Origin of the sequence: Candidatus Nitrospira neomarina, from assembly GCF_032051675.1 — a bacterium.
GTDB lineage: Bacteria > Nitrospirota > Nitrospiria > Nitrospirales > UBA8639 > Nitrospira_E > Nitrospira_E neomarina.
The window spans coordinates 1,774,996-1,796,659 of the sequence record NZ_CP116968.1; the positions used below are offsets into that span (position 1 = coordinate 1,774,996).

The window sequence follows — 21,664 nt, forward strand, 5'->3', positions numbered from 1 at the left end:
TATCCCAACCACAGACCATTATCACTCTCTGTCCTCTCCACCATTCTCACACCTCCCTGGCCATGAACACATAAATGGACGTTTCAGTCGTTGGAGAATTTTGGCCCAAAGCGTCTGATACGTTTCATGTCCCTGTAAGAGTTCACAATAGCGCCCAAGCACCCGTTGATAGGCGTCGGGAAACGTCCGGCCGGCCCACCAATGGCAGGATCGAGGTAATCCATAAATGATGGCTCCTAATCGAGAAGCCACTCGAAATTCCAATCCGAATTCAGCTTCCGCATTCCTTTCATATTCCTCCAACCGATGCCGTGGATCCCTAATACTGGAAGCCACACTGACTGCCGCCAATTGTCCGGATCGGACAGCATAATAAATTCCTTCTCCCAGTAACGGATCAACCAAATGACCGGCATCGCCAACCAACACGGCTCGAGACCGCACCAAGCTTCCAGTCCATCGATGTCCTGGGCGATACGCCGGATGATGGGCAATTGGGAGGGGGTGTCCTAAGGGAGAAGGAATCGAAAGCCCGGCCAAAGCAGATTCATGACTAATAAATTCCTCAAAACTACGTTTAGGACGATTTCTGCCACGAATAAATTCACCCACACCCAGCGAGAGGCCTTGTTCCTTCGGAAAGACCCAGCCGTATCCTTTTTTTGCTGCGCGTAAACTGATTAATACTGTTTGTGAGCACTGAAACGCATGAGGTGTGTCTCCATGGTATTCACTTTCCAACGCAGGAATATTGACGACCTCCCGCCCGGGGAAACATTGTTGAGCCACCACACTCGTCGCTCCATCGGCTCCGATGACGATCCGGCCGCGATACCGTCCCTTCCCAGTGGTCACTTCGACCCCATTCTCTAATTCCTGAATGGCGACGACGGACTCCTCTTCCCGGATTTCTACTCCAACCTGCCGGGCTTTCTCGACCAACCATTGATCGAAGGTCTTACGCATGACCATGTAGGCCACCGGACGCGGAGATTCGACAATAAAGAAATCCGTTCCCCCATATATAAATTGCACACGATACACCGTCCCCTCAATAATCGTTTTGAAATCGGCCGGAAGAATTTTCTCAATTCTGGCGGAGAGCCCTCCGCCACAGACTTTGTACCTGGGATGAACCTGCTTATCAAACGCCATCACGGACATCCCCAATCGGCTCAACTCATATGCGGTCGAAGCCCCCGCCGGCCCCATGCCCACGACAATCACATCGTACTGAAAGGAATGAAGAGGAGGAGTCACAGGTCAGAGATGAACCGTCGTGAATGAACTTGCGAGACAAACCTGAACAGGTTAGAAAGTAGGAGGCTATCCGGTTACGAAAAACTGTGTTCTCTTTTGAAAATCTGTTCCTACTGTACTGGAATTCTCCCTACGTTGACTACCCCTTCACCGCTCTCAATAAAAGACCCAAATGCCCACAGTGGAGCGTGATAGCCCGGGAATAGAGAATGATTCACCACATTGTCCCTCAAGAGCTGAAAGAGGTCAGGGAAGATAGGTGGCTGACCCGTCAAAGAATCCCAAAGGATCCCTTACCAAAACAGACAACCGGGAAAGGAAGAAGAAGGGAGAGATAGGAAAGCTAGAGCTCAGAAAATGTCGAAAATTCGGAATCCGTTGTATACATGGGAATGATTCTCTCCATATGCATTTCGGATAAAAGGGTCTTCACCGGATCCTGAGGGTTTACAATAATCATCCGCCCTTTGAGTTTCATGAAGGTCTTGGCAAGGAGCACCAAAGCCCCTAACCCCACACTATCCAAAAAGGTCACTCCTTGAAAATCCAGGATAAGCCCTTTTGAATTCGGGTCTGTATATTTTTCTGCGGTCTCCTTAAAGGCATTTTTTGAAAATATATCCAATTTTCCTGAAAGACTTACGACCGGCAAGCCATTCATGTTTCGTTCTTTAATAATCATGGCTGGGCATTGCTCCTCCTCTTTCCATGATCCGCTCGCACGTAGATTGCCCCCTGTTTTTTGGCTTTGGTGGATCTATCGGATCATTTAGAGGGAATCTTGAGGGTTACGGCCTGATTTATGAACGTTCAACAGCGTTACGTACTATCTTGAGCCTCTTCCCGGGTTGAGAAATGCACGCTCAAAAATGAGTGAAAAAGTCAGCAGAAAGGAAAAAGAATGGGTTGAGGAATATCTGCCAGGGAAGACGAACCATACTCCCCTGTGCCTAGCGGCCCGTCATGGAACCCAAGGGAACCTCACAAAGAGAGGCAAGCTCTTTGCCGGAAGCCAAACACACGGAGCTCCTTTATTTTCAAACTGAATGTTCTCTCAGGATCGACCCAACGTAACCGAGAGCAGCTCCTGAGCATCTCCACGCTGAACCCTGAGCTCGACAACCTGGCCGGGTTCCGTTCGCTCAATCAGATAATTTTTCAATTGTGCCGGTGTGGTAATCAGGACATCATTAATGGCCATCAACACATCGCCTTTTTTAAATCCCGCATGGCGTGAGGGACCGGTGGCTTTGGCCACGACCAGCGCCCAACGACTTCCCATCCTCAGTGTTTGGAGCTGAATCCCCAGCACCGAAAACCCCGGCACCCTATCAGCCAAAACGGCCGTCACCACCCGTTGAACCAACGGTCCCGGGAGCGCAAAAGCCAATCGGGCACACCGTCGATCATCATGCGGTGTTTCCGTTTGAATGATGGCATGCATAAGCCCTACCAGTTGTCCATGTTGATTCAACAGCCCCCCGCCAGAATTGCCGCTACACACGGACATATCGACCTGCATTAATCGACTGTTCACCGTCGGCAAAAACGTATTGGGATTTCCAGTCGTACCAAAGTTAATCGCCGGCCCCCAACCCAGTGGATACCCGACCGTAAAGACCTGATCACCATATGTCACATCTTCTTTGGCGAACGTGACATGCGCTTGGGGCCAATCCGATTCGGAACCCTGGAGTTGATACACGGCCACATCCAGGTATGCATTGGCTCCCTGGCGAGCAGCCGGCAATTCAAAAAGGGTGTCCGTCACCACATGAATGGTGTCCGGGATTATGACTTTTCCTCCCTCGGTTCGCTCTACCGCATGCCGTGCCGTCACAATCACTCCCCGGCCAATATGGATGCCCGATCCGCGAATGCTGACCGGTAGCCCATAGTTATTGTCTGAAATCTCAGATTGATCAGCCGGGAGGATCCCGACTGTCGCCACCTTCGCCTGTTCAATGGCCTGGGAAATCGGAATGGCCGAAGCCTCTCCCAACCCAACGAAGTACCCAAGCCCTACAACAAAAACAAGTCCAATGAAAATCGACCTGTCAGCACTCATCCGTACCCTCCGCGTTTCAGAATGGCTTGCATAGCGCGTAACAATACTCATCCTTCGAACCGACTCCCTCTCTCAATGATATTCAACAATAAAACAGGTAAATAAGACTTATCTCTGAACACCTCATCCGCGAGTTCAACGTGCTTTTCTCTGCCGGATGCGAACGACTGGTTTGTGTCGGCAACTGACCCGCCATGCCTGCGGCTCATGCAGGTTGGCCCCAATCCTTCAACCCACCGAACAACGCTTTCATATGCTGATAGGAATAATGGGCATTTCTCCCACTCGGATTCGGCAACACACAAACAGGAGCATCCCCAAGGGTAAGAGATTGCAGGCCAACCTGAATAGGGTGTTCAGACAACCGTTGGACAGCCGTGGGCGCCTCCTTGGACGAGAGAAGCATGCGAGCCATACTGACTCCTAACAAAGCCACAAGTCGAGGTTGATATTTCGTGATTTTGGTCACTAATGCCTGATGTCCTTCCAGAAAATCCCGTTTTTCCAAATCCTGAACACCGGCGGTCGGCCGGGCAATCAGATTGGTCAGTCCATATCCGAATTCGGGCAATTGCCAATCATCCTGATAGGTCATGGGAAAGGGGATCAGCCTGGCGTCAAACAGTAATTTCCAAAACCGGTTGGAAGGCCCGGCAAAATGATGCCCGACCTCTGCAGAACGCAGACCCGGGTTAATTCCAACAAAGAGAATGGATAAGCCGGGGACCAGATAATCGGGAAGACCTGAATGCGGATAACTTGTGTCCATTCGTCCTCGATCGTTGGATACACCCTCACGCGTCTTCATGTCTCAAATATAGGAAGCCGGGAATTGTGCTGTGTAGCCTTTAGCACGACTGCGACTATGGATCGGAGAATACGAGGAGATTGTGGAGAATAAACCGGAAATGCTTGAAGAAGAATTTCATCCAACCGGCCACCGGGCCAACAACGGATCGTGATTTACTTGGAAGCCAGTTTCGTCTGAATTTCTGAAAATGTTTTCTCAGCCTCAGGGAGAAGATCATCCCGGTTTCCCGCCCTGGCAAGCTCGAGTGCCTTTTTCGCTAAATCAAAAGCCTCTTGATCCTCTCCCCGCTCGGCACACGAACGCGCAACGACCATGCGAGCATTAATGGATTGAGGTTCCTGCTGAATCACCTGCCGCAGCATCGCTTCGCCTTTTTCGGAGTCTCCTCCAAATAACCCGGGGACTTCGATGAGGATCGTCCCTTTGGAAGAAAGGGCATCCATATGATTAGGATTGAGCAACAGGGTCTTGTCCAGAGCTTCCATCATCCGTCCATATTCAAACACCGAGAAAAGCACTTCTCCGTTGGCGCGCATGCGCTCGCCGATATTACAGAACAGAGCAAAATGCGCATCGGCTGAACGTTCGTCCAGCCCCACCGCCCTTTCAGCCAACTTTCGCCCCCGCTCAAAATGATCAACCCGAACCGTTTCCTCCTTCGCCCGTCTCCCTTCATGGCATTCATCCATCGCCTGTTTTGTCAGAACCTGAGAAGATTCTTCAGCCCAGACTCCGGGAATCACCCACCAGGAAAGCAGCAAAGTGGCCAATAAGATATAAAGCATTCGATGAGTAACGGTCATCTTGTACAAGTCCTTCGTGCGTTACACCGGTGACTTCCAGCCAATGAAAGTGCAGACAAAAACAATTAAATATTTTAAACCAAGTCAACCGCTTATGCCAACGCCCAGGATTAGAATTTTCCCCTTACGATTACACAGGGGAGAGACATTTAGGGAGTGTTGAATAATAAGGATGTTCAAGGGCAAATTTTCCCAGGATTAGATTACTCATCAAAGGCTCCTGGTCGGTTCAAAAAAGCATGCCCTGAGTCTTTCCGAAGGGTCCGTCCAGCAAGGCCGCAGCCGTTTTTACGCGCGGAGCGTACGCGTAGTACGTGAGCACGGAAAAATGGCGAGAACGCCGCTGGCGGCTTTTTTCAACAGACCCATTTACTGTTGGGACAACGAGAAAGAGTCTATGAGCAGAGCTCATGCTGTGAATGAGCGGTTGTCAGAACGTTCCCAAAGTGGTGCTCCGCGTCTTTTGGAGCCATCGTGCAGCCCCAACACCCGCAGCATGGCCACTGGCAAAACAGGCAGTTAGAAGATAGCCACCGGTTGGGGCTTCCCAATCCAGCATTTCTCCCGCACAAAAGACTCCGGGCACGGTACGGATCATCAGTCGCTGGTCCAAGGCTTCGAAGGCCACTCCGCCGGCCGTACTAATCGCTTCCTCTAACGGACGGGGCGCGACAAGACGCACGGGCAGCGATTTGATGGCCGACCCGAGCAGCACGGGGTCGGCAAAATCTTGCTTTGCCACACATTCCCTTAGAAGGCCGGCCTTTACCCCTGAAATACCAACCCGGCGCTGTAGGTGGCTAGCCATCGAGCGTGAACCACGCGGCCGTGATAGTTCTGAAATGAGCCGCGACACATCACGATCGGGCGCCAGATCCAATCGAAGAAGGGCCGTGCCTGTTTTCACGATCTCGTCGCGTAACCATGCCGAAATCGCATAAATCACTCCCCCTTCAAGGCCGGTCTCCGTCAGAACGAATTCACCCTGTTGCCGGAACTCAACGCCCTCGTGAGTGGTTCCCGCAACGGCAACCGGCTTCACGGGATGGCCGGCATAGCGTCCGCGGAGGTGCGGACTCCAAGCCACATCAAACCCACAATTCGCAGGCTTTAGTGGTTCAATGGGAACACCCCGCCCGGCGAGCAACGGCACCCACGCCCCATCGGAGCCGAACCGGGACCAACTGCCACCACCTAATGCCAACACCACTGCATCAGCAGAAACGTAACGATCCCCTTGCGGCGTGGCAAACCGCAGGGATCCGGTCTCGGCCCAGCCACTCCAGCGATGCCGCACATGAATCGCCAAACCGAGCTGGCGCAACCGGCGCAGCCACGCGCGCAAAAGAGGTGCCGACTTGAGGTCTGTGGGAAACACCCGTCCGGATGTTCCGATAAACGTCTCAACACCCAGTTCATGAGCCCACTCGCGTAACGCATCAGGGCCAAATCCTGCGAGCAACGATTGGAACTGTCCCTGCCGGGAGCCATATCGTGCAAGAAATCTCTTTAATGGTTCGGAATGCGTCAGGTTGAGCCCACCCTTCCCCGCTAGCAGAAATTTTCGACCGACGGACGCCATTGCGTCATACAGATCCACGCATGCGCCCTCCGAAATCGCCGCCTCGGCAGCCATCAGACCAGCCGGCCCCCCGCCAATCACCGCAATTTTCATAGTTCCCTGCTTCAACATCATGTCAGACCGGCACCAGGGTGAAAGTCAAAAGGCTTTCTCAGGTGACAATTGTCGGTTGACGTCCCTGAGCGTGCATTTCGAATTCCAGCCTAATCCATAGTCCCCTCAGAGAAAATTTACCGCACCAATTTTCTTTCATTCATAAAGTGAATTGCCCGAAGAGAACGGTTTTATTTAAGATAGAGTCAGTGCATACATCAGGATCACTTCTTCCCCTAGTAGACTTCACAAGACAGGAGGCCGGAATTCATGGAGCAGGAAGAAATTCGACAATTGTGGGCCGACGGTGAGGATTGGATCATCAAACGCCAACACAATCAATACTTCCATCGTCCAGATGGAAAATACGGAGACTGGAAGCCCGGACTTCCTCCCGGCGTGGTAAAGCCGGACGTCGACACCCTTTTTGATGTTTGAACGATGGACTCTCCGTCATCATCATCGGAACTCCTATATCTCAAAAACATTCTTCACCTGATCAACCATTCCAGAAAGAATCCCCCACGACGCCTATGCGAATTTCCGGACGTATCATTGGTCTGCTCAAGGAATATATGCATGACTTAGTCGAACAGGCCAAACAAGAGGAAGCCGCACATGCCAGCTTCGGATTTGCTTCCCAACCCTATCGGGCTGACGAGGCGATCTCAGATCTCCTGGCTATTTTGGATGACCGTATCGAATCAGAAGGCGTCCAGGTTGGCCTTCCCATCGAGTTTCTTCATCAGATGTGGACACTGTGCAATAAGGCAACCACGCACATTTCGGAAACCGTCTGGTTGAGAAAAAATCTGGATCAGGGCACCGGGTCGAAAGCGGAAGTCCGGCAACTCACCTACCAAGCCCTCATTACATTCCTGGAGGCTCAGCCCGAAGATGACGAGTCGGGAGACGCGACTCCAAACTGAATGGCTAACCAGCCATCCCACTCCCTGACATGGCGTTGACGCCATCCGCACTCTGTACACTGCCGGACAATCTCAAATTCATCTTCCTCCAGCAGCCCGGATACCACCAACTGTGTTTGCGGACCCCGCATCCTCGCAAATTGATCGATCACGTGAAGGATCGTTCTGCGATCCAGGTTGGCAAGAATGACATCAAATGATTGGGCCGGAAGCGTGGCCAACGGGCAAGAGGACAGTGTCAATGCTTCTTGAATGTTGTTCACCACCGCGTATTCCCTGGCACAGTCGAGCGCCGTGGTATCCACATCAATTCCCAGCGCACTGGTCGCTCCCAGGCGCAATGCCGCCATCGCAAGAATCCCGCTCCCCGTCCCCACATCCAGCACCCTCATGCCTGGAAGCCACGTGACCCCTTCCAACCATTCAAGAATCATTTGGGTCGTGGCATGATGACCGGTCCCAAACGCCTGCTTGGGATCAATAATCAATTCCACTCCATCCTCGGGCATCTCCATGGTGGCCCAACTCGGGCGAATGCCAATTCGACGGCCAATGCGAATGGGCTGAACAGACGCGGCCCATGTGGCATTCCAATCCTGAGCCTTCACCGGATGAAACCGAAGAGCCCCTTCCGGAAGAGCCACACCCAATACGCTGATCGCTGACCGGACCTGCTGAAGAATCTCTGCTCCATTCTTACTCCAATACAGCACGGTGGATCCCTCCGCGTCCCATGCTCCAAGAAATTCCTGGCAATCGAGAATCCCCGCTAACTCAGCGGCATCCACGGAAATGGGAATAGTAATTTCAAAGGCAGCCGCATCCATAGGAGCTATTCCATCGGTAAAGGTTTCCAAAAGTACGCGACTCCTGCCACCCAATCCTTGGCGGAAAGGCACAGAAGGCTCTCTTCAAATAGGCGCCAGCCATAAGGAGAAAAGGGGTTCATTAAGGGCTCTGTGCCATGAGAACGCGCCTGTCTGGTTGGTTCAATAGGCACCTCACGATATTCCACGTTATTGACGGGATCACGCAGAGCGGCTAATGTCCGCAGGCCCTATGAAATGTACCACCACTGACAGACGAGAACAGGCGATTCTTCGCCTTATTCACCGCACCGAGCGGATGCAGGCGAAAGGCACCATCGCCAGCCGGCAATTCAGCCGATGGAGAATGGGAACATTCCTAGCGGGAGCCGCTATCACGATCGGAGTGTATCAACAAGCGTGGTTTCATACCGGCAATGGTCTCCTGATTCTCTTCCTCATTGGATTTCTCACTATATCCTGGTTTCACCAGCGATTGAAATCCCGATTGCATCGATTACAGCTCTGGCTGGACATCAAAAAAGACAGCCTGGCGCGACTGCAACTTGATTGGCCACACATAGCCGCCTACGAACACCGGGCCCCTGAGCGACATCCATTCGCCATAGACCTCGACCTCACAGGTCCGCATTCTTTATTGAGCTTGATCGACACCACCTTTTCCTCCATAGGTCAACACCGCGTCGCCACCTGGCTTTTCCAGTCCAATCTTCCTGAACCGGACGGTCTCTCATGGACAACCAGGCAGACCTTGGTGAAAGAACTCACTCCACTCACCCGTTTGAGGGATCGCTGTCTTTTAGCCAACCGGCTCATTAGCTCCGATCGGCTGAATGGAACCCGCATTCTTTCCTTGCTCGAAGCACCCGTCTCCATCAGGCATTTGCCGCTGATTATCTTCGCAGCATGTGCACTGACGAGTCTCACCATCGTCTTAGGACTCTGGACGCTCCTCGCGGGGACCCCGAATTTCTGGCTGCTTCCCCTGACCCTTTATATCGGAACCTATTTTCTCCTCTCGGGATCCATCCACCCGCTTTTCGGCCGGGTGCTCACCCTTCATGAAGAACTGGAAAAACTTGTCAGCCTGATTACCGAACTTGAACAATCAACCTTCCTGCATCAACCAACAATGCGACAGGTCTGCCAGCCTATTTTGACTCAACAGAATCGTCCGACTCAGAGCTTGAAACAGCTCAGCCGGATCTGTCAGGGGCTCAGCGTTAAAGCTCATCCACTCGTGCATTTAGGCCTCAATGCTCTGGTGCCCTGGGACCTGTGGTTTGTCGGAAAACTCAATCGCCTCATCTCGCGCCTTCGCACGACACTTCCCGACTGGCTGGATACCATTGGGACAGTGGATGCCGCCGGTGCCCTTGCGCGTTATGCCTACTTGAATCCCGATTACCTCTGGCCACAACTCGAAACCACAAATACCACCCCGGACACTCAAGGACTGACCGCAGGCAGTCTCGGCCACCCGCTTATTGCCCGTGCGCATCGCGTGACCAATGATTTGGAGTTACGAGGGGAAGGCCATCTCCTTCTGGTGACCGGTTCAAACATGTCTGGAAAAAGCACCTTTCTACGAACGGTCGGCATCAATGTGTGCCTGGCTCAGGCAGGTGGTCCGGTGTGCGCCGTTATTTTTTCCTGGACCTGGTTGCGTCTCTATTGTTGCATACGAGTCACGGATGCCCTGGATGAAGGCTTGTCGTATTTTTACGCCGAAGTCAAACGCCTGAAAGTTATTCTGGAGGCGGTGGAAAGCACCAATCCTCACCCGGTCCTCTTTCTCATTGATGAAATCTATCGGGGCACCAATAACCGGGAACGCCTGGCCGGAAGCGAAGCCTTTGTGCAGGCCCTGCAACAAAGCCGTGGAATGGGAATGATTTCAACCCATGATTTGGAACTCACAGGATTGGCCAGTGGAAACGGGCATATTCAAAATGCCCACTTTCAGGAAACCGTTGAAGCAGGCACGTTGCATTTCGATTATCGACTGCGACCAGGCCCTTGCCCGACCACCAATGCACTCCGGATCATGGCCCAGGAAGGTCTTCCCGTCCCTCCCGATCATTCCACAAATCCACATAAGGGGTGTTGAAAAAGGCCGCCAGCCGCGTTCTCACCCCTTGGCCGTGCTCACGTACTCATCCGTACGCTCCGCTCGTCCAAGCGGCTGCGGCCTTGCTGGACGAGCCTTTTTGAACACTCCACTATTTTTCTTTTGTGGACCTCGGTCACGCATCGGTTCATGAAAAGGCCACATATCTAAAATATTCAACAGCCTCACAAGCAGAATAATAGAAGGCGCCAACTCCCCGTCATGCCTGCCGCCGGCTGCCCAAAAATTCACCCATCTGGTCATTCCCGACATTGCTTATCGGGAATCCATCTGAGACTTTTTCTGATGGATCCCCGCTGACTAAATGCGGAAAAAACAGATGCAGGGTCATCACATTTTTCATTGGGAATCAATCTTGGCGTAATTCTGTCGAATTTGGCTCTCCTCTTAGTACTTGCGGGGCCACCTGATTGCACATTGTCATTCTGAGCCCACGGCGAAGAATCTGTGCCCAGGTCGAAACGCCTCGAGGCCCAGCCAGATCCAAAGGACGGAGCCGTAGCACAAAAAACCTCCGTCAAAAACGATGCAACCGGAATTTAAGGAGTGATGAGGCGAACTTCGCTTTGAGCCTGATCGGTTTTAGAACCGGTGGAAGTCCCGCAATGGGCACAAAGGTATTCATAGAGACTTCCGGTAGGGAGCACTAAAAGAAGACGTTCACGGGCTGGCGTCGCGGTCTGACATTTTGGACAAAACAGCAACGACGCTCGAAGCGATTCGAATTGCTTGGGTGAGCCTGGAGGAGCCGGTGGACGAGCCCCACCCATCCGTGACGTTGGTCGGGGACCCGTAGGAAATGGTGGTCTAGGCATACGCAGATCTTAGCGAAGGGCCCTAGTCCGGTCAAGATTGCTTCATAGCATTAATAAAACCATATTGCATGACTCAACATTTCAAGCCACATCACTCATCTTTCACACCAACCCGCAGAATCTCCCGCTGAATCTTATCTCTGTGGATCCACTCCTCGCCTCTTGGCGATTTCTTGCGCGATAATAGCCTGCCAGCCTTGATTAAATAAGTCCCGGGTGGCCTGTATCGTGGGAATCGGAAGGGGCCCCGCTTCATGGGCTAACCGGAGTTGCTCAAAATTATCCATCATGAGCGTCAACTGCTTGGCCGTAAACTCATTCGCAAGATCACTCTGTGCCCGCAGTCGCAGTGAGCGAAGCTCGACCAGATAGTCCTGATAAAAGACCTGATCCCACGAATAATGAGCCTGCGATTCCCCGGCATGGGTTTCGAGTCTGGTTAAAAAAGCATCCATTTTTTTTTGGAGCGAGGTTGCCGTCCGATCCATTTCCGGATCATAAGAAGAAATTAACGTGACGTGGCAACCAACCAACCCCAGTTGCAAACAAGCCAAAACCCAGAGAACCCATCGAACAGCAAAAGCGGAGGGAAATGTCATTATGTCAGATACCATTGATAATTCACCTTCTGTTGAGATTCCAGATGGGAATCGCCCGCCGAACAGATTTTTTTGGGCCCCGGTCCGTTCCTCTCAGATTCACGACCTTGTCAGGCCATGAACCAGTTGGATCTGAATCTATTGTACCCACATGTGTCCATTTGTCTAGCAGGCTCCGATGACAAAACCGACCCTCACTTAACTCTCGTCAACGACAACCCAGGGTTGGCGTGTTCGAGGCCACCGCAAATGCTATACATGATTCTGTCAATGATTGAGTGCTCTCCATGGCCCCGAATGGCTCCCTCCCCTTCGCACTGGCGACTCTATTCGAGTCGGATATTATCCACGTACAGGGAAAATTTTTCCGGTGGGCGTATGGCAAAAAGCATCACATTCTTGATCGCGCCGAGATTCAATTCCCGTCCAAGCGGGGCGTGGCGTATGTCATCCAAGAGGATATGAATATGGTTGAGGCCTGGCGAAATGAGGACGGCCCGATTAAACCGATCCGCATATTCGTGATTATGGTGAGCATCATGAATTCGAATGGTCAGCGATTGTGCGACGGGCAATTCGGAATACACCTCAACGCGGAAATGCGAAAACCCTCGCCAATCCGGATAGGGTTCGTCAATTCGAATGCCAGGATATTTCTCCGGGTAAAACATGACATGGCCCACTGTATCGTTCCGGGATTTGTCCCAGCCTACCGGCGGAGGAACAATCCGGAGTTCACTATCCGTCGCCTGAACGAACATCATTTCCCACACGGAAGAAAATTGACAGAGCGATGGGAAGCGCGCGGTTCGGTCCCAATACGCATAAGACCACGTGAACACAGGACTCAAGGCGATCACGATGAGCAACCCGACTCCGGCGTAGACCAGGTGTTTTCGTGGAGCCTGCTGCCACACGACCCATTTTCCAACGAGATGGCGATCGAGCGTGAGAAAAACCCCCAGCGCACACACGGCCCCCACCACATCACGAAGAAAATCCGCCAATTCTGAATGCCGACTCGGCATCCATGCTTGGATGCCTTCGCTCACCACACCCAGCAGCACCACTCCTATAACAGCGATGGTATATTGGCTGACCAGAGACCACCCCCGTGGTTCACCAAATTGCCGTGCAAGAAACAATAAGATGATAGCCACGCCGCCATACAGTGGAACATGGCCAAAGTCATTGAGGGCTTTCCAAAGACGAGTATCGGAGGGTACGGGAATCCAAGGGAGAGCCAGCAGTCCCAAGAGGACCAATACCAGACCCGGGACCAGGAACCGGGATACCATGGATCCCTGATTGAATTTCTGGTCTGTCTGGTCTGTCACAACACGCTCGATCAAGCCAGACTCACGACGGAGACGATATCGGCAGACGGCACACCGTTGCGGAAAACAATCGGTTTCGAGGTGTGGGCAGAGATTCGTTCGCCCGGCAAAATGATGCCGACCAGATTTAACGGATCGGCGGCCGATAGACGAATCTCTTGCGCCCCGGCTTGAATATCACGGCGTACCGCCCGCAACGATTCTACCGCCTCCGGCAATGCGAACTGTTCCCCCGTAAAACCATTGACAAACCGGCCACCCCGCATCTCACCCCGCCATTCCAGCTTTCGGTATTGGACTAACAGTTCCCGCCAGGTCACCGGCAATGATTCCCGTTTGAGCAGATCACGAAAGACCACGCCATAACGATGTGCCAATTGCCTGGCCCACTGCTCATGTGGATGAGGACGAACCTGCGGTTCCTCATCATGTGCCCCGGGATCGCCCTGGAACAGATCCCAACGCCCGACACTGTGCCCCGGCCGTCGCGCGCGATCCTTGCCCTCGGCCCGCCGACGTCGAGGATCAAGCAGAGCCCGCATGGGATCAAACCCGTCAGCGGTTACCAACCCTGTTGCCACAAGTTCCCACAGGGCCTGCTCCACTTCCGCGGCCAGGTGTCCCGTCCGACCGGTCAGATCCGCAAAAAAACACGCGCCACGACGATCCAGACAATCCCAAACGGCTTGTGCCACACCACTCAGATGCACCCCCCCTCCAAGCGCCCCTGCAGATGTTCCAGGTTTGGCCACACCCAAAATCCAACTTACATCCTGCCGTCGCAAAAAACTAATGGGAGCCAGTCTGGTCGGAGTCAGTGGCCGGAATGCCGGAACAGCCGCACCAGCATCTAGGGCCGAGGTGTCTGTTCCCTGTCGTGTCTCTATCACAGGTAAGAGGGGGCCCTTGCTTTCCGGAGGGGTCAGGCGTCCCCAGGCCACTTCCCCCCGCAGACACAAATGATCCAGCCATTCGGGTTTGTAGTGAGCCAGGCGGGTTGTGAAAAGTGAAGATTCCCACGTTGAAGCCGGCGCTTCAAATCCTGCCAACTGGTGAATCACTTCACGTAACCCGGCTTCTCCGTGCAATTGTGTTCCAGGAGCCCGATGCTGCCATCGAAAGAGAAACCGCATAAAATCCGATGCGGCGACCGGCTCGATTTCCCGGCGCAAAGACGTGACCGTACGCCGATGAATACGAGCCAGAAGACTGCGATCACACCATTCTTCTTCGACGACATGGTTACCAATCCTCTGCTCTTCTCTCGTCGAGGAGCCGGCCAAAGAATCCATCCGGGAGGAAGAACGAAAATGACCTCGAAGAACCTGACCTTCTCCTTCCAATTGCAAGAGAGCTTGCTGCACGAGTAGCGCAGGCACATTCAATTTCCTGGACAATTCATCAGCAGTCACCGGACCGACGTGCGGCATCCAGCCTTGCACGATATCACGTGCAGCAGATGCCGACGTGGCCGATTCCTCTCCCACAGATAAGGCACGTGAATCCATGAGACCCGCCACCACCTTTGCCTCCGGAAACAAGGCCTGAAGACGCGTCAGATGTTCTTTGGTGGTCCAACCCTCAACGGCTACCGTTTCTGGAAGTCCCTCAACCGGCACCCGCAACACCAGGAGACGGCCACACGACAGTAACGCATCCCCCATCTCATGCCACGACTCACCCATGGCGAATGGCAACCATCCCAGAACCTGAAGCACGTCGAACAGTTCATCGGCATCACGAACCAACGGCCAGGCTTCCTCAACCACCGCATCAATCGCTGCCGCATCCAATGTCCCGATATTCCCGTCAAAGGCAGAGGGCGAGGTCCGCCGAAGATTCACGGCACGCGCACGTCGTTCTTCCAGGGGCGCATCATCCAGGAATGCATAGGGATTGGCATTCAAAATCTCATGGGCGAACAACGAAGGCACAGGTGATTCCACCACCCGCACCTGGATCTCCTGATTCTCGATCCGCTCAAGCACCTGACGCAGGCCCGCCAGATCCATGGCCTCCGTCAAACAATCATGCAGCGTTTCCTGGACCAACTGATGATCCGGCACCGGAATATCCCCAACATGGTTATCGCCACAGGCGGCCGCCATCGGAAACGCGGCCGCCAATAAATCTTCCGCCCGCATACGTTGAAGATGCACCGGCACACGTTTGCCCTGTTGAAATCGCAACAGAGCCAACGCACGGGTCACATTCCATCGCCAGCGTGTGAGAAAAAGCGGAGTCGCCAGCGTGGCTTGGATGAGCACTTCCCGCACCGTGTTGGGATGCACAAATCCAAAAATGGCCTCCAGAGGAAAACTATGCTGCTCACCAAGCGACAGCACCAACCCGTCATCGGTAGCCGCCGCCTGCAATTCAAAATCAAAATTCACACAAAATCGTTTGCGTAATGCCAGCCCCCATGCTCGGTTGAGTCTGCCACCAAACGGCGCATGCAGCACCAGTTGCATCCCTCCGGCTTCATCAAAGAACCGTTCCGCAATCACACAGGTCTGCGTCGGGACACCTCCAAGAATCTGTGTCCCTCCGGCTACATAGGCCAGCAATTGATCGGCACCCGCCGCATCAACTCCGCATGCTTCATACAACCAAAGGCGCGCGTTCTCATCTCCGGGAGCGGCACCCTGTTTAAGTAACTGAAAGATCTGCTCTCGCACGTCGGCCACGGCCTGAGATAACTCCAGCGATCGGGACGGCGCTTCCCCTCGCCAGAAAGGAATGTTGGGCGGAGCACCATGGGCATCTTCCACACGAACCTTCCCCGTTTCAATTCCACGAATACGCCAGGAGGTCGTACCCAGCAGCATGATATCTCCAGCCAGACTCTCAATCGCGAAGTCTTCGTCTACCGTCCCCACCACGGTTCCATCAGGTTCTGCCACGACCTGATAGGTCGCCGTTTCCGGTATCGCTCCACCGGAGGTTAACGCAGCCAACCGGCCTCCACGTTTCGGCCTGAGCCGGCCTTCATGACGGTCATAGCTCATTAACGCATACAGCCGTCTGCGCCCCGGCACAAATCCTTCGGCCACCAACTGCAACAAGGACTCAAAGTTCTCCCACGTTAACTCCCGATACGGATAGGCCGACCGGCACAATGCAAAAAGATCACGTGCATCCCATTCCTGCGCCGCGACTTCCGCGATAATCTGTTGAATCAAAATATCCAGGGGGGCGAAAGGAATCTCAATGGTTTCCAATTGCCCCTGCCGGATCGCCCGGACCACCGCCGCACATTCGACTAATTCATCACGGGTCGTACAAAACAGTCGTCCCTGGGGAACCGCCCCCACCTGATGCCCTGCCCGCCCCACCCGCTGAAGACAGGTGGCAATCGCGCGAGGCGAGCCAATCTGGCACACCACATCAATACAACCGATATCGATCCCCAACTCTAAGGACGCGGTCGCCACCATCACCTTAATCCGACCCGTCTTTAATCGCTCCTCCACATCCAAACGGAGCTTGCGTGACAAACTGCCATGATGGGACGCGACCTGATTCTCGCCTAAACGTTCTTCCAGATGATGCGCGACACGTTCTGCCATCCGGCGCGTATTCACAAACACCAGGGTCGAACGATGCGGGCGGGCGATGTCGGCAATCCGATCATAGATCTCCGACCAAATGGCATTCGTGGCAATCGCACCCAATTCATCTTTCGGGACTTCCACTTGCAGATCCAACGTCCGACGATGGCCGATATCCACAATGTGGCAATGGGAGGAGTCAAAGAGAGAAGGTTGCTGAGCCTTCGCGCGATGCGCGGGTTCACCCAATAGAAATTGTGCCACGGTGTCCAATGGTCTCTGCGTAGCGGACAGGCCGATGCGCACCAACCGCCGGGAGGTCACGGCATCCAACCGCTCAAGAGACAACGTCAGATGCGCGCCGCGTTTATTGGGGGCGAGGGCATGGATTTCATCAACAATCACCGTATGCACGCCGGTCAACAGTTCGCGACTCCGCTTGGCCGTCACCAGGAGAAACAACGACTCCGGCGTGGTCACCAAAATGTGAGGCGGGTGCTTAAGCTGTTGCTGGCGTTGCGCGGGAGGCGTATCTCCGGTTCGGACCTCTACCCGAATCCTCGGCCCCAAAAATCCGGCAGAGAGAGCCAACTCGCTAATCTCAGCCAATGGCAGTTCTAAATTTTTGTGAATGTCATGACTCAGTGCCCGCAGGGGGGAAACATAGACGACCTGGATGCCGTCCTCCAATTCTCCGCCAATCGCCTGCCGCAGTAAATGGTCGATGCATGTGAGAAAGGCCGCCAGCGTTTTCCCGGAGCCGGTGGGTGCGGAAATCAACGCATGCTGTCCGGAATGAATGGCGGGCCAGCTGGCCCGTTGCACATCGGTCGGTGCCCCGAGCTTCGTCGTAAACCATTCTTGTACAACCGGATGAAAAGCCTTCAGCGGCATAGAGTCACCCATGTCCTTAAGCGGTGGACTTCACAGATTGAGTAGAAGGGAAAAGCATATTGTATCTAGGCATTTCCAGCAAGAACAAACATAAGCCGGGATGACGGAAGGCATAGGTGAGACGGGACCACGAAGCACATTATGTCACGTGCTAAACCTTCTTCCAAGGCGCAGTACGAAGGATCTCTCTCCCGCATTGGACACCCCAAGCTGAGCGAGATCCTTCGTTACTTTCAGAATGGCAAAGATTCGTAACGGGCAGGCATGTCGGAGATCGTTATCATCCGAAATTGCAATGATTACGGGTGCTCGGTCGATCCGGCCCACCCTCTCACATGAAGAATACTTGCATGAAAGAGGTTTTCATACGCTGTTTCGTACACCCAGGGAAGTCACCGATAGACAATCATCGGAGCAATGACAGTCTGGGTGCACAATCCACTCACCATCTATATGGGTAGTGAACCATCATCAAAGGGGTGAGCTGTGGTTCTGGAAATAATCATTTCAAGTCTGCGGCAAATGGGGATCATCCAGCTTCTGACCCAGGTGAGTCCTTTTTTATCAGGAAGGCGAACCCATCAGCCGTCAGGCTTGGAATATGGTTCCAAGACCGACTCCTTCGCGATTACACGGAACCATCTCGACGACGACAACCTTATGACATTTTCACACGTGCTTCATTTCCCCCCAAAAAGCCTGGAAAGCATTCAATCGCCCAGGTTCCGACTTGGTCTAGGCGTTACTCGCCGACGATATGGGGATTGGACATTTTCTCATGGTGTTTTGAGGAATACTCTTTATAATAAGGTAGATGGAAGTCCGGAAACATCAATGAAATAATGATCAAACAAAAATCTGTATTGCTATACATCCTTTTAGCATGTTTGGTGTATGGCAGCATTGAAGGCATTTCCTACATCGGCTTGTGGCTCCTCCAAGGCAAGGGAGTGAGCTATCAACCCCTAGCTTCCCGTCTTTCTCAGGAACAAAAGCAACTTATTCAACGACGCCTTGAGGACAACGTCCCTCTCAGTGGGCACCACCCCGTTTTGGGCTGGGCACCCAAACCGCATTCTCACTCGAAGGACGTCAGAATTAACTCCCAAGGCCTCAGAGCAGATCACGATTTTGCTCATGTTATTCGTCCGGGAGTCGTCAGAGCATCGGCATTCGGCGACTCCTTCACCTTCGGAGAGGAAGTCGCGAACGAGGATACATGGGAGCATCAATTAGAAGAGCAGGATCCTCGCATTGAGGTCCTGAATTTCGGCGTCGGCGCGTATGGGTTGGATCAGGCGTATATGCGGTATATGCAGGACGGAATCTCGTTTAATTCTGATATCGTCTTCATTGGGTTTATGTCTGAAAACATCTATCGCAATTTGAATGTGTTTCGTCCCTTCTACCATTCATCCTATGCGTCGAATTTCTATACCAAACCACGATTCATCCTTGCGAACGATAGCCTTGTACTTCTCGACAATCCCTTAATGACCACCAGCGATTATTGGCGCTTTGTCAGAAACGATGAGGCCGTGCTCCGAGAAATCGGGAACCATGATTATTTTTATCAAATAAAATATACGGCGGGACCAATGGATCTGCTGCCCTCCATACGCCTTCTAAAGATTGCCACACGGAGTGTGAAGGAAAAGCTCAACCCGGTGGTGACACCGGAAGGGTCTTACGCCGTCAATTCAGAAGGCTTTCGCCTCACCACAAGACTACTTGAGGAGTTTTATTGTGCGGCGCTCCAGCATGAATCCTTACCTATGATTATCATCTTTCCCGACCTGGGCGATTTCAGTCGGCATCGCAGCCACCGTGCGAAACGGTATGAACCACTGTTGGAGCAATTACACAGAAAAGGATTTCGTGTTCTAGACATCTTAGATGCATTGGTTGCCTTTGACTCTGCGCTGCCCACAGATCGACTCACGGTTGGAAAGTGGGGACACTTCTCCCGCCTCGGGAATTCGATTGTCGCCACCTCCATTAGAAATTATATGAACAATGAGGAAATAGTAAAAAGAAACCAGGTCAAGTCTCTCGTTCGCGCAGCCTGCACCACAAACCATTGCTGTCTGCACTCCGCTCCACGAAAATTCACTACAGCCGATTGACCAGCTTCTGAAACATCTACCAGTCTGATCTTGATAGGTCCGCTAAAAGCGGATTCATGTTTTGCAAATGTGACCCTTCTAGCCGGATAAAAACAAAAAAATATTCTCAAAGAGTCCTGTCGGCCGAAACAAGCCAAACATTCCTGGTGAACGTCATTTCGATCGCTGCGCTTCGCGGGCGATACCTCTTATCATTCCGCGAAAGACCAGTTCATGCACCGGCCAAATCCCATACCAATACAACAACCCGCTCAATCCAATGGGATCGAAACTGGCTGTTTGCGTAATTTTTGAGCCGGCGCCATGAGGTTCCACGAGAAATTCGAGCCAGGCACGTCCCGGCAACTTCATTTCGGCGAAGAGCCGGAGACGCACTCCCGGCTCAATGGCTTCCACCCGCCACCAATCCACCACATCGCCTACGCGCAACTCTTCCGGGTTACGCCGGCCACGACGAAGGCCTACCCCTCCTACCACTAGATCCAACCAGCCCCGGAGTGTCCACAGCCAATCGGCAAAGTACCAGCCGGTCCGCCCGCCGATCCGTTGAATCGGGCGAAACGCGTCAGGGGTGGAGACAGGCACCTGCACCGTACGCACATCATGCAGCCGATTGCCGAATCGCACCCCCCCATACTGCCGCACGTCCCCGGACGCGGAAAGCGCATCCGACCAACGCGATTCCGCAAGCTCCCGTTCTTCATTGCGTAACGCGTGCGCGATGGCCTCACGCACACTGATGGGTTCGATCGCAAACAAACGTCTCGCAGAAGGGTCGCGGACCACAGTAGGGTATTTGATGCTTTGGATGAGCTTACGCCCGACACGCGCATACAACGGTGTCACTAGGCCAAGCCATAGGCTCGACAGTCGCGGCGTGAGAACAGGCACCGGAATCATGATCCGCCGCAATGCACGCTGGCGAGCATACTCCCGCATCAAATCCCCATACGACACAATATCGTCCCCACCGATTTCTACAATCAGGCTTTCCATCAGCGGTACATCAAGAGAGGCGATCAGATAGGCCAGCACATCATCGATCGCGATGGGTTGGGCGGGAACATGAACCCAGCGAGGCGTCAGCATCACCGGCAACCGCTCAACCAGGGCGCGAATCATTTCAAATGACAAACTGCCGGAGCCGATCACGATCGACGCACGCAATTCGACCACAGGCACACCGGATTGACGAAGGATTTCCCCTACCTCATGCCGGCTCCGCAGATGAGGAGACAACGGTTCACTGTCGTCCCCAAGCCCCCCAAGATAAAGCAGGCGCTTCAGGCCGGCGGACCAAGCGGCTTCGCCGAAATTCCGCGCGGCGATACGGTCAGTTTCCTCGAAACCTCCGGACGCTCCCATGGAATGCACGAGGTAATAGGCCGCTTCCACGTCACTCATAGCGGTCGCTAAGCTGGCCGGGTCAAGCAGATCACCGGCAATGACCTCCGTGCCGGGACCGACCCCTTCTTTCAAAAACTCGGGCCGTCGCGCAAGGCACCGTACGTGCCGGCCATGCCGCTCCAGCTGACCTAGCAGTCTCCCGCCCACATACCCTGTCGCTCCTGTTAGAAGAATTTTCATTTTCCCCCGTTGAGCAGTCACTCTCATATCAGAAAATATGACATCTCATGATAAGAAGAATAAGGCACCAGCACAATCCTGCCATTAAAAGCATAAAACTGAGGTGAGGGGCGATCAAGAACAAGATGCTCTTCATGGCACGGCGAAAACCTTCGCTTCTCACATGGTCACAAAGCCGAGGATAAATCCTTGTCTACTATGGGACACGTCAGACCTTCTTCGACCGAAAAAGAATTCCGCCGTGCATAGGA

17 protein-coding genes are annotated in these 21,664 nt (G+C 53.3%); 4 read left to right on the top strand and 13 right to left on the bottom strand.

Features of this window, described 5'->3' with window-relative positions; genetic code table 11:
• Positions 1-21 precede the first annotated feature (21 nt).
• The 6 genes from PQG83_RS07905 to PQG83_RS07930 form a co-directional block, all read right to left on the bottom strand.
• Complete coding sequence (locus tag PQG83_RS07905; RefSeq protein WP_312748356.1) at positions 22-1,260, bottom strand: geranylgeranyl reductase family protein; 1,239 nt, start codon at positions 1,258-1,260, stop codon at positions 22-24.
• 343 nt (positions 1,261-1,603) lie between these two features.
• Positions 1,604-1,942 (bottom strand): STAS domain-containing protein, encoded by a 339-nt coding sequence (locus tag PQG83_RS07910; protein WP_312748357.1) that lies wholly within the window; start codon positions 1,940-1,942, stop codon positions 1,604-1,606.
• A gap of 372 nt (positions 1,943-2,314) precedes the next feature.
• On the bottom strand, positions 2,315-3,379 hold the full coding sequence (locus PQG83_RS07915) for a S1C family serine protease (protein WP_312748358.1): 1,065 nt from the start codon (positions 3,377-3,379) through the stop codon (positions 2,315-2,317).
• Positions 3,380-3,533: 154 nt separating this feature from the next.
• A complete protein-coding gene (locus tag PQG83_RS07920; RefSeq protein ID WP_312748359.1) occupies positions 3,534-4,136 on the bottom strand; it encodes a mismatch-specific DNA-glycosylase in 603 nt (200 codons plus the stop codon).
• A gap of 155 nt (positions 4,137-4,291) precedes the next feature.
• Positions 4,292-4,942, bottom strand: coding sequence for a tetratricopeptide repeat protein (locus PQG83_RS07925; protein ID WP_312748360.1), 651 nt, complete (start codon positions 4,940-4,942; stop codon positions 4,292-4,294).
• Positions 4,943-5,372: 430 nt separating this feature from the next.
• Positions 5,373-6,617, bottom strand: coding sequence for a TIGR03862 family flavoprotein (locus PQG83_RS07930; protein WP_312748361.1), 1,245 nt, complete (start codon positions 6,615-6,617; stop codon positions 5,373-5,375).
• Positions 6,618-6,887: 270 nt separating this feature from the next.
• Here PQG83_RS07930 and PQG83_RS07935 point away from each other — a divergent pair, with 270 nt between their 5' ends.
• Positions 6,888-7,055 carry a hypothetical protein gene (locus PQG83_RS07935; RefSeq protein WP_312748362.1) on the top strand — a complete coding sequence of 56 codons (168 nt, stop codon included), beginning with the start codon at positions 6,888-6,890 and terminating at the stop codon, positions 7,053-7,055.
• 95 nt (positions 7,056-7,150) lie between these two features.
• Positions 7,151-7,546, top strand: a complete 396-nt coding sequence (locus PQG83_RS07940; RefSeq protein ID WP_312748363.1) for a hypothetical protein — start codon at positions 7,151-7,153, stop codon at positions 7,544-7,546.
• Here the strand turns inward: PQG83_RS07940 and PQG83_RS07945 are convergent.
• Positions 7,504-8,445: a 50S ribosomal protein L11 methyltransferase gene (locus PQG83_RS07945; RefSeq protein WP_312748364.1), complete on the bottom strand. Its 942-nt coding sequence runs from the start codon at positions 8,443-8,445 to the stop codon at positions 7,504-7,506. The genes PQG83_RS07940 and PQG83_RS07945 overlap by 43 nt on opposite strands.
• 160 nt (positions 8,446-8,605) lie before the next feature.
• Here PQG83_RS07945 and PQG83_RS07950 point away from each other — a divergent pair, with 160 nt between their 5' ends.
• Positions 8,606-10,483, top strand: a complete 1,878-nt coding sequence (locus PQG83_RS07950; RefSeq protein WP_312748365.1) for a MutS family DNA mismatch repair protein — start codon at positions 8,606-8,608, stop codon at positions 10,481-10,483.
• A 21-nt stretch (positions 10,484-10,504) separates the two neighbouring features.
• Here the strand turns inward: PQG83_RS07950 and PQG83_RS07955 are convergent, their stop codons facing one another.
• The 5 genes from PQG83_RS07955 to PQG83_RS07975 all read right to left on the bottom strand — a co-directional run bounded on the left by PQG83_RS07955 (position 10,505) and on the right by PQG83_RS07975 (position 17,712).
• Positions 10,505-10,747, bottom strand: coding sequence for a hypothetical protein (locus tag PQG83_RS07955; protein WP_312748366.1), 243 nt, complete (start codon positions 10,745-10,747; stop codon positions 10,505-10,507).
• Positions 10,748-11,043: 296 nt separating this feature from the next.
• Positions 11,044-11,319, bottom strand: coding sequence for a hypothetical protein (locus PQG83_RS07960; RefSeq protein WP_312748367.1), 276 nt, complete (start codon positions 11,317-11,319; stop codon positions 11,044-11,046).
• A 134-nt stretch (positions 11,320-11,453) separates the two neighbouring features.
• Positions 11,454-11,933 carry a hypothetical protein gene (locus tag PQG83_RS07965; RefSeq protein ID WP_312748368.1) on the bottom strand — a complete coding sequence of 160 codons (480 nt, stop codon included), beginning with the start codon at positions 11,931-11,933 and terminating at the stop codon, positions 11,454-11,456.
• Positions 11,934-12,244: 311 nt separating this feature from the next.
• Positions 12,245-13,255, bottom strand: coding sequence for a VanZ family protein (locus PQG83_RS07970; protein ID WP_312748369.1), 1,011 nt, complete (start codon positions 13,253-13,255; stop codon positions 12,245-12,247).
• An 11-nt stretch (positions 13,256-13,266) separates the two neighbouring features.
• A complete protein-coding gene (locus tag PQG83_RS07975; RefSeq protein WP_312748370.1) occupies positions 13,267-17,712 on the bottom strand; it encodes a DEAD/DEAH box helicase in 4,446 nt (1,481 codons plus the stop codon).
• Positions 17,713-18,542: 830 nt separating this feature from the next.
• Between PQG83_RS07975 and PQG83_RS07980 the strand changes: the two genes are divergently transcribed.
• The gene (locus tag PQG83_RS07980; protein WP_312748371.1) at positions 18,543-19,826 is read left to right on the top strand and encodes an SGNH/GDSL hydrolase family protein; all 1,284 of its coding nucleotides are present in this window, start codon (positions 18,543-18,545) and stop codon (positions 19,824-19,826) included.
• A 153-nt stretch (positions 19,827-19,979) separates the two neighbouring features.
• Here PQG83_RS07980 and PQG83_RS07985 read toward each other — a convergent pair whose 3' ends face one another.
• Positions 19,980-21,413: an SDR family oxidoreductase gene (locus PQG83_RS07985; RefSeq protein ID WP_312748372.1), complete on the bottom strand. Its 1,434-nt coding sequence runs from the start codon at positions 21,411-21,413 to the stop codon at positions 19,980-19,982.
• Between the last annotated feature and the right edge of the window lie 251 nt (positions 21,414-21,664).